The sequence below is a fragment of the Burkholderia sp. AU4i genome (genome assembly GCF_000466765.1).
Classification (GTDB): Bacteria; Pseudomonadota; Gammaproteobacteria; order Burkholderiales; family Burkholderiaceae; genus Burkholderia; species Burkholderia cepacia.
Genome location: NZ_ASSI01000045.1, coordinates 80,196 through 93,562 on the forward strand (window position 1 = coordinate 80,196; position 13,367 = coordinate 93,562).

The window sequence follows — 13,367 nt, forward strand, 5'->3', positions numbered from 1 at the left end:
AGCGTCCGTGGCTTGCGTGACCGCACGCACGTCGTGTTGCATGGCCGGCCGCGCGGCGGGCATCTTTCAGAGCCGGTCGTCGCGTTGCGCGACGTTTTGCGGTGCGACGGAGGGCGGCGTCCACCCGCCGCCCAGCGCGCGCACCAGATCGACCGTCGCAATCGCGAGCGCCTGGCGGCTGTGGATCAGCTGGCGTTGCGCGTTCAATGCGTCTCGATCCGCGTCGATGACCTCGAGATAGCTGACGTAGCCATGTGCATAGCGGCTCAGCGACAGCCGCGCGGCCGCTTCGGTCGAGCGCGCCGCGCTGTCGTAGCGCACGATCCGCTCGTTCTGCGCGGCGATGTCGTTGAGCGCGTCCTGCACCTCGCGCAGCGCGCCCAGCGCGGTCGCTCGATAGTTCGCGTCGGCGAGCGCCGTGCCGGCCGTCGCGGCGGCTACCGCGGCGTCGCGCTTGCCGCCGTCGAACAGCGTTTCGGCCACGCTCGCCCCGAGGCCCCACAGCGAGCTGTTGCGCTCGAGAAACGAGCCGAGGTCGCGGCTCGCGAACCCGCCCTGGGCCGTCAGCGTCAGCGTCGGCAGCCATGCGGTGCGGGCAACGCCGGTTTCGAGCGATGCCGCATCGACACGGCGCGCCGCCGCATAGACGTCCGGCCGTTGCGCGAGCAGCACGGACGGCAGGCCGGGTGGCACCGCCGGCACGCGAATCGCGGCGGCGGTCGGCGCGACCGTGAAGCTGGTCGGCGACACGCCGGTCAACACCGCGAGCGCATCGATGAGGTTTTCGCGCAGCCGCCGGCTGTCCGCGAGATCGGCGCGCGCGGTATCGAGATCGGCCGCCGCGCGCAGCGCGTCGAGATCGCTTGCCGCGCCGGCCCGCACGCGCGCGGCGATCACGTCGAGCGCGGTGCGGCGCAGCTCGATCGCGCGGGCGAGCGTCGCCAGATCCTCCTCGACGAAATGCAGCGTCAGGTAGTCGCTCGCGACCTCGGTCGCGACGCGCAGCCGCACGGCCGCGCGATCGGCGTCGGCCTGCAGCACGTTCTGCCTGCCGATCTCCGCGTCGCCGCGCAGGCGGCCCCACAGATCGACTTCATAGCTCGCGTTGAACGGCACCGACCAGTTGTGCATCAGCCGCTTCGGCAACGCATTGTCGACCGTGCCGGACACACGCGAACGGTTGAACGACGGATCGACGCCGACGGTGGGGGAAAGCGCGGCTTCGCGCACGCCGAGCAGCGCCTGCGCCTGGTCGACGCGCGCGGCGGCCGCACGGATGTCGAAGTTGCCGGCGAGCGCCGCGTCGACGAGCGCGACGAGCGGCGCATCGCCGAACGACGCGGGCCATCCGGCGAGCGACGGGGCCGGTTCGCCGGGCGCATCCGCGTGGCGGAACCGGTCGGTGCCGACCGGGACGGGCGCGAGCGGCTGCGGCGCGATCGTGCAGGCGCCCAGCAGGCCGGCGGCGAGCAGCGCGGCGAGGCGGCTCATGGCTGTTCCCGGCCGGCTTGCAGCGTGACGACGACCGACAGGCCGGGCCGGATGCGCGGCTCGGTCGACGCCTGCCCGTCGAGCAGGATCTTGACCGGCACCCGCTGCGTGACCTTCGTGAAGTTGCCGGTCGCGTTGTCGGGCGGCAGCAGCGCGAACTGCCCGCCGGTCGCGGGCGACAGGCTGTCGACGTGCCCGTTGAAGGTCAGGTCCGGCAGCGCGTCGAAACGCAGCCGCACCGCATCGCCGGCGCGCACGTGCTTGAGCTGCGTTTCGCGGAAGTTCGCGACGACCCACGGGTGCGGTTCGACCAGCGTGAGCAGCGCCTGGCCCGGCGCGACGTGCTCGCCGGTCTCGACGGTCTTCTTCCCGACGCGGCCGTCCGACGGCGCGACGACCGTCGTGTACTGCAGTTGCAACTCCGCATCGCGCAAGTCGGCGTCGCCCTGGTGCGACACCGCGTCGGCCGCCTGCCATGCGGCCTGCGCGCTGCGCTGCTGCGCTTGCGCCGCGTCGATGCGGGCACGCGCGGACTTGCGCGCCGCGTTGGCCGCATCGAATTCCTGTTGCGACAACCCGCGCGGTGTTTCGCGGGTCAGCTCGCGCGCCCGTGCGTAGTCGAGTTCGGCCTTCTCGGCGTCGGCGTGCGCGGACACGAGCGTCGCGTCGGCCTGCTCGACCAGCGCCTTCGCGCGCATCGCATCGGCGCGCGCCTGCGCGACGCGCGCACGCTGCAGCGCGACGCGCACGTCGAAATCGCGCGGGTCGAGCCGCACGAGCGGGTCGCCCGCATGCACGAACTGGTTGTCGTCCACCAGCACGCGCTCGACGGTGCCGGCCACGCGCGGCGAGATCACGTGCAGGTGGCCCGTCACGTATGCGTCGTCGGTGCCGCGTTCATGCGCGTCGTATTCGTAGACCAGCAGCGCGACGAGCAACAGCGCGGCGCCGGCGATCAGCACGATCGGCCATCTGCGCGAACGCGCGGGGGAGGCGGGCGGCGGGCTCGACGCGTCGGTCGGGTTCGTCGGGTTCGTGCTCACGATCGGGTAACTCCATCGAACGGACAGGTTTCTTCACATCGCGCTATGCTTGCGCGAGCCTCAAATACGGGAGCCGCACGACGATGAATACCACGTTCGCCCCCGGTGGCGCGACACCGGGGCCGGCCGCGCCGGCCACCGACATACCGACGTTTCGTTCCATCGCCGCGATCGCGGCCGTGCTGCTCGGCGCGATCATCTCGACGCTGACCTCGCGCATCACGTCGCTCGGGCTCGCCGACGTACGCGGCGCGCTCGGCGTCGGCTTCGACGAGGGCGCATGGATCAACACCGCCTTCACCGCGTCGCAGATGTTCGTCGGGCCGCTCGCGATCGCGGCGGCCTTCGTGTTCGGCACGCGCCGCGTGCTGCTGGCGGGCGCCGCGGCATTCCTGGCCGTCGAAAGCATGCTGCCGCTGTGCACGGACTTCGGCACGTTCATCGCACTCCAGAGCGTAGCCGGTTTCGCATCCGGCGTGTTCGTGCCGTTGACCGTCGGGTTCGTCGTCCGCACGCTGCCGCCGCGGCTCATTCCGTTCGGCATCGCCGCGTATGCGATGAACCTCGAGATGTCGCTGAACCTGTCGGCGACGCTCGAAGGGTGGTACAGCGAACACCTGAGCTGGCGCTGGCTGTTCTGGCAGAACGCGCTGCTGACCGTGCCGTTCATCGTGTGCCTGATGCTGTCGCTGTCCAACGAACCAATCAAGCGCTTCGCGTCCGGGATCGACACGCGCGGCATGGTGCTCGGCGCCGGCGGGTTCGCGTGCCTGTGCGTCGCGCTCGACCAGGGCGAACGGCTGTTCTGGTTCCAGTCGCCGCTGATCGTCACGTTGCTGTGTGTCGGCATCGTGATGGTGGCCGCGTTCCTGATCCACGAGCTGGCGTCGCGCAGCGCCGGGCTCGATCTCGGCTACCTCGCGCTGCCCAACGTCGCATGGCTGATCGTGCTGGTCGGCCTCGTGCGCTTCACCGTGCTCAACACGAGCTTCATTCCATCGGCGTTTCTCGCGAGCACCTACGGGCTGCGCCCGCTGCAGATCGGCGACACGCTGCGCTGGATCGCGATCCCGCAGCTGCTGTTCGCGCCATGCGTCGCATGGCTGCTGCAACGCGTCGATCCGCGCCGGCTGATCGTCACCGGCTTCGTGATGGTGGCGTTCGCGTTCGCACTCGGCGCGCGCCTCACGCCCGTATGGGCCGAACCCGATTTCATCCCGTCGCAGCTGCTGCAGGCACTGGGCCAGACGATGGCGCTCACGTCGGTGATCTTCTTTTTCGGCAAGCACGTGACGGCCGAGCACGCGCTGACGTTCGGCGCGGTCGTGCAGACGACGCGCCTGCTGAGCGGGCAGCTCGGCACGACGTCGATCGCGGTGATCCAGCGCATCATGGAGGCTACCCATTCGAATCTCGTCGGTCTGCATGTCACGCTGTCGGATCCGCAAACGCTTGAGCGGCTGCGGGCCGGCGCGGCGTCGCTGGTCGCACACGGCGCGACGTTCGCGGCAGGCGACCAGGCGACTTACGCGCTGCTCGACCGCGCGGTTCGCGTCCAGGCGACCACGCTCGCGCTGGCCGACAACTTCCGGGTGGCGATGGCGTTCGCGATCGCGGGCGCGCTGATCGGCTTGCTGCTCAGGCCGGCGCGTACGCCGTGAGCGCCCGCCGCAGCAGCGGCGATCCCGGCGATGGCGCATGCGGCATGCGGAATCGCGACGGCCTGAAAATTCCTGAAAAATGCTGAAGGGCGCGCCGGTGTGACGGCATGACAGCATGACGTCCGGCGCGCCGTGTCGCGCGGCTTACGCCTTCAGGAATGCGAGCAGTTCGGCATTGATCCGTGCGGCATCGACGACGCACATGCCGTGCGAGCCGCCCGGGATCACCTTGAGTTCCGCGTGCTTCACGATCTTCGCGGACAGCCGGGCCGAATCGTCGATCGGCACGATCTGGTCGTCGTCGCCGTGCAGGATCAGCGTCGGCACGTCGATCTTCTTCAGGTCTTCCGTGTAGTCGACCTCGGAGAATTCCTTCACGCACAGGTACTGGCCGTGCACGCCACCCATCATGCCCTGGGCCCAGAACGCATCGATCGTGCCTTGCGACACCTTTGCCTGCGGCCGGTTGAAGCCGAAGAACGGCACCGCGAGATCCTTGTAGAACTGCGAGCGGTTTTCCGCGACGTTCTTGCGGATCCCGTCGAACACGTCCATCGGCAGGCCGCCGGGATTGGTCGCCGACTTCACCATCTGCGGCGGTACGGCGCCGATCAGCACGGCCTTCGCGACGCGTTTCGTGCCGTGCCGGCCGATGTAGTGCGCGACTTCACCGCCGCCGGTGGAGTGGCCGACGAGCGTGGCTTCGTGCAGGTCGAGCGCGTTCATCAGCGCGGCGAGATCGTCGGCATACGTGTCCATGTCGTTGCCCTGCGACGGCTGGCTCGAGCGGCCGTGACCGCGGCGGTCGTGCGCGATCACACGGAAGCCGTGCTGCACCAGGAACAGCATCTGCGAATCCCACGCGTCGGCGCACAGCGGCCAGCCGTGCGAGAACACGACCGGGCGGCCGCTGCCCCAGTCCTTGAAGTAAATCTGCGTACCGTCTTTCGTGGTGATCGTGTTCATCGTGTGGGTTCCTGGATGGGTGGAAGCGGCGTGTTTGGGGGCAGCCGCGGCGGCTGCCGGCAGCGCGGCGGCTGCAACGGCGGTCGCGCCGGCGAGCAGCATGTCTCGGCGGCGTGCCGAGGGAAGGGCGTCGGTATCTGCGGGACGCATGAAGTCTCCTTGAACGTGCGGTACAACGATGCCGCGTTGGATGGTGGGTTCGGATCTGCCCGCAGGCGGCAATCCCGCGGGCAGCCGGCATGTGTTCGAGAGGTCGCGCGCAGGCCGGCGCGCGAACGCCGTGAACGAAAGCCGACAGGAGCCTATCCCGCGGCCATGCGGGCTGTACTGAAATCGCGCTGAATTTTCGTGAAGCCCGTATGTGGTGCACGCCGCGCGACGCCTGCGCGCGCCGGCCAGAAAAATTAAGTCTCGCATCAAGACTCTTCAGCGGCGGCCCGCTATCGTCAGCGTCAGGTCATCCCGTTGCGGGCCGGTGCCGGCTCGCGCGGCGGATGACGATCGCGTAGCGGGCGGGTGCGAGGCATCCGGCCCGCCTCACCTGCCTGGATCTGCCATGGACGCATTCGATCGCTGGGAGCACGTGATGACGCTGCTCGACCCGTCGCCGGCCGCACGCCATTGCGCGCCGTCGCTTGTGCGCGACCCGGACACCGCGCGCCGCCGTCATTGCAACGATGCATCGGCCGCATCGAGCGGCGGCGTGCGCCGTCGTTGCGCGATCATCGCCGCCGAGCGACAGACCGATTCGTCGGTCCTGGTGTCGTGGAGCGACCCGACGCGCTGCCGCTACGACGAGCAGCGCTGGATCAGCGCGAAGTCGCGCGCACTCGCGCGCTGCGCGCTGACCGGCACGACGATTCGTCCGGGCGACGCGATCTACAAGCCGCAATGGCGCGGGGCCAAGCGTCCCGCGAACTACCGGGAAGTGATCCTCGCGACCGAGATGGACCGGTTCATCGGCCGGCTGTCCCGGTCGTGATGACTGACGCGGCACCCGGTCCGCCGGCCGACGCCGGTGCGCGCCGCTTTTTCACCACTGAGGAATCCGTATGAGCACGTTCACGACCCGCGACGGCGTGTCGATTCACTACAAGGACTGGGGCGCCGGGCGCCCGGTCGTGTTCATTCACGGCTGGCCGCTGAACGCGGATATGTGGGACGTCCAGATGCATCACCTTGCGTCGAACGGCCTGCGCTGCATCGCCTACGACCGGCGCGGCTTCGGCCGCTCCGGCCAGCCGTGGACCGGATACGACTACGACACGCTGGCGGACGATCTCGCGACGCTGATCGATACGCTCGGGCTGCGCGACGTGACGCTCGTCGGCTTCTCGATGGGCGGCGGCGAGGTGGCCCGCTACATCGGCCGGCACGGCACGCGGCACATCGCGAAAGCCGTGCTGGTCGGCTCGGTGACGCCGCTGGTCGCGCGGCGCGACGATCATCCGGACGGTGTCGACGTCGCCGTGTTCGACGGGATTCGCGCGGGTATCGTGGCCGATCGCGCGGCGTTCCTCGAGCAATTCTGGCCGCTGTTCACCGGGTCGAACCGGGCCGCTTCGACGATCTCGCGCGCCGCGCTCGACTGGACGTCGTTCATGGCGCTGCAGGCCGGGTTGAAGGGGACGCTCGACTGCGTCGGCGCGTTTTCCGAAACCGATTTCCGTGCGGATCTCGACAAGTTCGACGTGCCGACGCTCGTGATTCACGGCGACGACGACCAGACGGCACCGCTCGCGCTCACGGGCGCCGTCACGGCGCGGCGCGTGCCGCACGCGACGCTGAGCATCTACGAGGGCGGCCCGCACGCGTTGTACCTGACGCATGCGCAACGCCTGAACGACGAACTGCTGGCGTTCGCGCGCGCATGATCCGGCGGTGGCGGCGGTGACGCGGCCGCACGGGCCCGGCCGGACGGCCGGCTCACTCCGCCCATTTCGACCCGAGCACCAGCCCGCAGAAATTCGTCCGGCGATAGTCCGGGTCGCAACGCTCGAGCACGTCGGCGGACACGTTGCCGAACGCGGCAGCGGGGCGGTGCGCGGTGCCCGCGGCGAGCGCCTCGAGAAACAAATCCTTGAAGCAAGGGCCGCGCGGCCATGCATGCACGATCGCGTCGCGTTCGGACGGGCTCACCTCGTCGAAGTGATGCGCGAAGAGGTCGGTCTCGACGCCGGCGCCGAGCAGCGCCGTCAACGGCGTCATGTACGGGTGGATCCCGAACGTCGCATGCAGCGCGATCGCGCGCCAGACCTCCGCTGCGTCGTCGGCGGCGACGCCGTATCCTCCGAGGAATGCGTGCGCCGCATTCGCGCCGTCGATCTCGAAGCGCCGGCGCGAATGCCGGTAGCGCTCCGTCAAGCCGAAGTGATGGAACAGCGCGGCGACATACAGCAGCTCGGCGTTGAACACGATGCCGCGACGCAGCCCGATGATCGATGCAAACGCGAACACGCGCATCGCGTGCCGGAACAGCAGTTCCGGTTCGCACGCGCGTACGGTGTCGGCGGCGTCCCGTGCGAGCGGGGCGTCGGGAATCCTGATGCCGGCGATACGGTTGCCCATGGTCGTGTTCCTCGCGGCGTGGTGAAAGTCGCTCGACGCTGGCGCCATCGATCCATCGTTGCGCGCCGCGCCGCTGAATGTCCTGAGCGGCGCCTGAATCGTTATGAACGGAAAATCCGACCGACCGCCGCCCGGGAAATCGGTTACACCACGGTTACGCCACATCCAGCATGTCTTTTTTACCCGGTCCGATCCGCCAATCCGGCGCGCGGCTATTTTTAATTGATGAGTCGAAGAAATTAACTCCGGCAAATCGCAGCTTTTATCCTACGAAACAGGTTCATGGGTGAATCACTGTTTCGCATGCAGTGGGCGCGAAATGCCGCGCCGCACAGGGGCAGCGTCGCCCCACGCGGAGGCGCCGGGAAAATCGCGGCTTTCATCGATTCAAAAAATTTGCTCAGTAGCTTCTGATAATTTGAATCATTGCAAGGGGCAAATGCCGTAGCATGAGCATCCAGTCGATGTCATTTTTGACAGGGCATCGATGCACGCTATCGATTGAAAATTCTCATGATCCGAATTGGAACGCTACACGTATTTCTTGACAGGCGTGAAATTCGCTCGAACGGCAAACTGCTGCGTATCGGCAGTCGCGCATTCGAAATTCTCGAACTCCTGATTCGGGCGAACGGCGCCCTGGTCTCGAAAGACGAGATCATGCAGCGCGTGTGGCCGCACACCGTCGTGGAGGAAAACAACCTGCAGGTGCACATTGCCGCGTTGCGCAAGGCGCTCGCCGACGATCGCAACCTGATCGTGACGGTGCCGGGGCGCGGTTATCGGCTGGTCGGCGGCCGGACCGACGTCGCGCCCCCCGTGCGCGCCGTGACGTCGCGGCTGACGGCCGCGCCGACCGCGCTCGTCGGCCGCGAGCAGACCGTCGCCGAGGTGCTGGCGGCGCTCGACACCGCGCGCGTCGTGACGCTGGTCGGGGCGGGCGGCATCGGCAAGACGCGGCTTGCGCTCGAGGCGGCCATGCGCGCCGAAGCCCGTTTTCCGGACGGCGCCGCGTTCGTGTCGCTGGCCACGGTCGCCGCTCCGCAATTCGTGCCCGACGCGCTGGCGGCTGCGCTCGGCATCGCGCAGCCCGCCGGATCGCTGACGCTCGAGGCGGTGCTGGCCAGCGTCGCGAACCGCCGGATGTTGCTGGTGCTGGACAATTGCGAGCATCTGCTCGACGCGGCCGCGCGGATCGCGAGCGCGCTGACCGAATCCGACGCCGGCTTGCGCGTCCTCGCGACCAGCCGCGAGGCGTTGCGTATCCAGGGCGAGCGGCTGTGTCCGATCCCGCCGCTCGAGGTGCCGCGCGAAGGTGCCGACGATGCGGAAACGCTGGGTGCGAGCGCGGTGCAGCTGTTCTCGGCGCGTGTGCAGGCCGCCGATCCGCGTTTCCCGCTCGACGAACGCAGCGTGTCGCTGATGGCATCGGTGTGCCGCCGCCTCGACGGCCTGCCGCTCGCGATCGAACTGGCCGCGGCCCGCGCGGCCGTGCTCGGCATCGACGTGCTGGCCGCGCATCTCGACGACCATTTCCGGTTGCTGACCGGCGGGTTTCGCACGGCGTTGCCGCGTCATCAGACGCTGCAGGCGATGTACGACTGGAGCTACCGCCTGCTCGGCGATGCGGAGCGCCTGCTGTTGCGATGGCTCGGCGTATTCCGCGGCACCTTCTCGATCGACGCGGTGCGTGAGATCGTCGGCGCCACGCGGCTGGCCGATGCGGACCTGCTCGACACGATCGCCGGCCTCGTGTCGAAGTCGCTGCTGAGTCTCGAAAGCGCGCACGGCGCACCGCGTTACCGTCTGCTGACGACGACGCGTGCGTACGCGCTGCAGCAGCTCGAGAACAACGGCGAGTGCGCGGCCGCCGCCCGCGCCCACGCGAACTACTTCCATGCGCTGTTCCGGCTCGCGCCGGTAGACGACGGCGGGACGCTCGGCGAATCGCGGCTCGACGTGATCCGGCGCGAGCTCGGCAACCTGCGCGCGGCGCTCGACTGGGCGTTTTCGCCGAACGGCGATGCGGAGATCGGCATCGCGCTGGCGGCCGTGGCGGTGCCGTGCCTGTTCGACCTGTCGCTGGTCGACGAATGTCGCGAACGCGCGCGCGCGGCGCTCGATTCGATGCGCGACATGGACGAGACGCGCACGCGCGACGACGCGCGCGTGCGTCTGCTCGCCGCGTATGCGGCCGCGCTTGCCCATACCGCCGGGTCGACGCAGGTCGCGGACGACGCGTGGTCGGTCGTGCACGCGCTCGGGCTCGACACGGGCGAGAGCGAGCTGCCGCGCGAATCGTAGCGGCGCGCGGCCGTCGCGGCTTCAGAACGTTTCAGGTTGAACACATGACCGGGCCGGCCGGTGCGTCTACATTGGACGCACGGACCGTCGACGATGCGCGGGCAGGCGGGCAGGCCACCGGCTCGCGCTGCAGCGTCGCGCGGTCACGGCGCCGCTGCATGCCGGTGTGGCGCGGCGGCCGCCACACGTGCCGCCGCGGCGGCTTCGCGCGTCATCGAACGACTACCGCATGAAACCTGTCCAGCCCGACCTTTCGCGCCACGATTCGCCGCCCGCGGCTACACACCGGATCGGGCCGTGGGCGATGTGCGTGCGCGGCTTCCGCGCGCGTCGTGTGTCACGCTTGCCGCCCGCGCCCTCATGCTGAACCTTTCCGCCACGGTCGCTTACGGCGCACCGATCGTCATTGTCGATCTCGTCGCATGGCGGTTGCTCGGGCCCGGCCGTTCGACGGCGAAGGCGATAGGGCGCTGCGCGTCGTTCGCCGCGCTGACCTATGTGCTGTTCGCGACCGGCGTGAGCCCGCTCGCGGTGCCGCCGTCGCCCGACCGGCTCGACCGGCTGGCGATCCAGGTGATCGGCGTCGCGTGGTGGCTGCAGTGCGCGCTCGTGTTCAGCCTGATGCTCGACCATCTGCTGCTGCCGCGCGCATGGCGCACCCAGCGGCTGTTTCACGACATCGCCGCCGGCGCCGTGTTCGGTGCGGCCGCGGTGGCCGCGCTCGGCTACGTGCTGGGCCTGCCGCTGAGCGGGCTGGTCGCGACGTCGGGAGCGGTGGCCGTGATCCTCGGGCTGGCCGTCCAGAACACGCTGAACGACGTGTTCTCCGGCCTCGTGCTGAATACCACCCAGCCGTTCCGGCTCGGCGACACGGTGGCCATCGGCGAGCTGGAAGGGCGGATCGTCGAAAGCAACTGGCGCGCGACCAAGCTGATCGACGGCCTCGGCAACCTGGTCGTCGTGCCGAACAGCACGGCGGCGAAGACGACGATCGTCAACCTGAGCGAACCCGAGAACGTGCACGGCGTGACGTTGACGATCGAGATCGATCCGGAAGTGCGGCCGGCCATCGTCGTCGATGCGCTCGACCGCGCCGCCGCCAGCTCGCTGGACGTGCTGCCCCGTCCCGCACCGGTTGCGGTCGTCAAGGCGTTCCGTACCAATTCCGTCGAATACGAACTCGTCTGCTACGTCGATGCGCTGCAGAAGAAGATCGCCGTGCGCAACCAGCTCTACGACCTGGCCCACCGGCATCTGGCCGCCGCGGACATCGCGTTGCGCCCGCTGGGCGGGACGGCCGCTGCGCACCGGCCGGTGTCGCGCGGGCAACGGCTGCTGCGCGCGGTCGAACTCTTCCGGCAGCTCGGCGACGACGATCTGGCGGTGCTCGCCGATGCGCTCGCGTCACGCGTGTTCCACAAAGGGGACGTGATCTATGCATCGAATGCCGATACGCGTCTGCTGACGATCGTCGGGGCCGGTGTCGCGTCGGTGTTCGTGCCGGGCGCGGCGGGGGACATCGAGGTCCGGCGGATGGCGCCGGGCGACGCGATCGGCCAGTCCGTCGTGCTGGCCGGCACGCAACTGCACGCGAGCGTCCATGCGGTGACGACGGTGAAGGCGTTTCAACTGAGCAGCGGCGACCTGTCGCCGCTGATCGCGCGCAAGCCCGAACTCGGGCGGCTGATGTGCGAATCGCTGTCCGAACACATCGCGACCGAGGAGAAGATGATGATCCCGCCGGCCGCGAGTGCGCACGCGTCGTTCAACCTGATCGAGTGGCTCGAGAAGGAGATGAAGCGCCTGCACGATTCGTTCGGCTGATGCGGGGCAGTTGCCTGCGGCCGGGGGCCAACGCAAGCCGCGGGCGGTGGAATCACACGAGCGCGGTAAACCGGTCGACGAGATCGGGTTGAGCGAGCTGGTCGACCCACCAGTGCAGCGCGCGTCCGGCTTCGTCGCCGCGCCATGCGATATAGCACTGCGTCGTGTCGCGCATGCCGGTCACCTCGCGCGCGACGAGCTTGCCCTGCGCGATCGCGCGTGCCGCGATGCAATCCGGGAGCGTGCCCACCGCGAGCCCTTCGCACTGCGCGGCCAGTTTCGCGGCGAGGGTGGGGACCGCGAGATACGGTTGCCCGGCATCGATCGCGACCGAGCGCGGCTGCAGCTCGCGCGACGTATCGCTGATCACGGCGCCGCGATACTCGACGACGGACGCCATCGACAGCGGTTCGGGCAATGCCGCGAGCGGATGGGTGGGCGCGATGGCGAACACGTGCCGGAGCGAGCCGATCGGCCGCGCGACGATGTCCGGCAGTTCAGGCGGCTCGCCCGCCGCGCCGACGACGAGATCCGCGCGCCGCGAAATCAGCGCATCCCACGTGCCGCCGAGGACTTCGGTGGACAGGCGCAGCCGCGTGTTCATCTCGAGCCCGTAGAACGCATGCACGTACGGCCACAATGCCTCGAAGGGCAGGATCTCGTCGATGCAGATGCGCACCTCGGTTTCCCAGCCTTGTTGCGCGCGCTGCGCTTTCAGTTCGAGCTGCTCGGCCGCGTGCAGGAGCCGGCGGCCTTCCTCGACGACCACACGTCCCGCGTGCGTGAGCTTTGCGCGGCGTCCGCTGCGGTCGAACAGCGCGACGCCGAGATCGCTTTCGAGCTTCTGCACGAGATAGGTCAGCGCGGACGGTACGCGGTGCAGCAGCTCGGCGGCTTCGGCGAACGTGCCGGTGCGGTCGATCGCGTCCAGTGCCTCGAGCGCTTCGAATGACAGCTTCATGATGAATTCCACGGGGGCATCGGGCTGTCATGTTATCGCCAAGCACGCCCGGCTCCAACACGGTTCACGACAATTCCGCCGCGTACGCGATCCAGACGCCCTCGATCGGCGCGCGTCAGGCCGGTGTCGACGGCCCTTTCTTCGCGGCGGCCCGGGTGGCCTGCGCACCGGGCAGCGTGCCGAACATGTGCTGGCCGCACTTCGCGTCGCTCCACGCGGTTTTCAGCTGGATCCCGGACAGCATGCGGCGGGCGACCGGCAGGATCTGTTCGCCGGCGAGGATGCCCAGCAGGCCGGCCAATGCGACGGTGGGCGGCGCCGGCGATGCAACACCGATCAACGCGTAGACGGCACCCGCGAGAATGCCGGCCAATAACGATGCGATATAGGACGTCATGATTCGGATAAGGGAAATGACAACCGTGTGAAAAATACGGATAAATACCGACCGGTCGATGATCGGAAAATCAATTCGGAGCGTAGCAGGTCTGCTCCGGAGGCGCGTATTTAATTCGGGGCTTTTAAGATCTTTTAAGACCTGAATTTAGG

At 68.8% G+C, this 13,367-nt stretch carries 11 protein-coding genes; 5 read left to right on the forward strand and 6 right to left on the reverse strand.

The genetic code is table 11. The features are described from left to right. Positions 1-66: 66 nt before the first annotated feature. Both L810_RS10000 and L810_RS10005 read right to left on the reverse strand, forming a co-directional pair. Positions 67-1,491: an efflux transporter outer membrane subunit gene (locus tag L810_RS10000; RefSeq protein WP_021158276.1), complete on the reverse strand. Its 1,425-nt coding sequence runs from the start codon at positions 1,489-1,491 to the stop codon at positions 67-69. Further along, positions 1,488-2,534, reverse strand: coding sequence for an HlyD family secretion protein (locus tag L810_RS10005; protein WP_021158277.1), 1,047 nt, complete (start codon positions 2,532-2,534; stop codon positions 1,488-1,490). Before L810_RS10005 ends, L810_RS10000 begins: the two co-directional genes overlap by 4 nt. A gap of 83 nt (positions 2,535-2,617) precedes the next feature. On the opposite strand from L810_RS10005, the gene L810_RS10010 reads away from it, so the two are divergent. After that, a complete protein-coding gene (locus L810_RS10010) occupies positions 2,618-4,195 on the forward strand; it encodes an MFS transporter (protein WP_021158278.1) in 1,578 nt (525 codons plus the stop codon). A 144-nt stretch (positions 4,196-4,339) separates the two neighbouring features. Here L810_RS10010 and L810_RS10015 read toward each other — a convergent pair whose 3' ends face one another. Further along, on the reverse strand, positions 4,340-5,161 hold the full coding sequence (locus L810_RS10015) for an alpha/beta fold hydrolase (RefSeq protein WP_042973930.1): 822 nt from the start codon (positions 5,159-5,161) through the stop codon (positions 4,340-4,342). A 556-nt stretch (positions 5,162-5,717) separates the two neighbouring features. Here L810_RS10015 and L810_RS10020 point away from each other — a divergent pair. Together L810_RS10020 and L810_RS10025 are read left to right on the forward strand one after the other, a co-directional pair. After that, complete coding sequence (locus tag L810_RS10020; protein ID WP_021158281.1) at positions 5,718-6,143, forward strand: DUF3331 domain-containing protein; 426 nt, start codon at positions 5,718-5,720, stop codon at positions 6,141-6,143. 70 nt (positions 6,144-6,213) lie between these two features. Continuing rightward, positions 6,214-7,035, forward strand: coding sequence for an alpha/beta fold hydrolase (locus L810_RS10025; protein WP_021158282.1), 822 nt, complete (start codon positions 6,214-6,216; stop codon positions 7,033-7,035). Between the two features lie 52 nt (positions 7,036-7,087). Here L810_RS10025 and L810_RS10030 read toward each other — a convergent pair whose 3' ends face one another. Next, positions 7,088-7,729 (reverse strand): HD domain-containing protein, encoded by a 642-nt coding sequence (locus L810_RS10030; protein ID WP_021158283.1) that lies wholly within the window; start codon positions 7,727-7,729, stop codon positions 7,088-7,090. Positions 7,730-8,242: 513 nt separating this feature from the next. On the opposite strand from L810_RS10030, the gene L810_RS10035 reads away from it, so the two are divergent. Both L810_RS10035 and L810_RS10040 read left to right on the forward strand, forming a co-directional pair. Continuing rightward, positions 8,243-10,033, forward strand: a complete 1,791-nt coding sequence (locus L810_RS10035) for a winged helix-turn-helix domain-containing protein (protein WP_021158284.1) — start codon at positions 8,243-8,245, stop codon at positions 10,031-10,033. A gap of 360 nt (positions 10,034-10,393) precedes the next feature. Then, positions 10,394-11,857, forward strand: coding sequence for a mechanosensitive ion channel family protein (locus tag L810_RS10040; RefSeq protein ID WP_042973968.1), 1,464 nt, complete (start codon positions 10,394-10,396; stop codon positions 11,855-11,857). Between the two features lie 52 nt (positions 11,858-11,909). Here the strand turns inward: L810_RS10040 and L810_RS10045 are convergent, their stop codons facing one another. Together L810_RS10045 and L810_RS10050 are read right to left on the reverse strand one after the other, a co-directional pair. Then, a complete protein-coding gene (locus tag L810_RS10045) occupies positions 11,910-12,818 on the reverse strand; it encodes a LysR family transcriptional regulator (RefSeq protein WP_042973932.1) in 909 nt (302 codons plus the stop codon). A 115-nt stretch (positions 12,819-12,933) separates the two neighbouring features. Next, positions 12,934-13,215 (reverse strand): XapX domain-containing protein, encoded by a 282-nt coding sequence (locus L810_RS10050; RefSeq protein ID WP_021158288.1) that lies wholly within the window; start codon positions 13,213-13,215, stop codon positions 12,934-12,936. Positions 13,216-13,367: the final 152 nt, after the last annotated feature.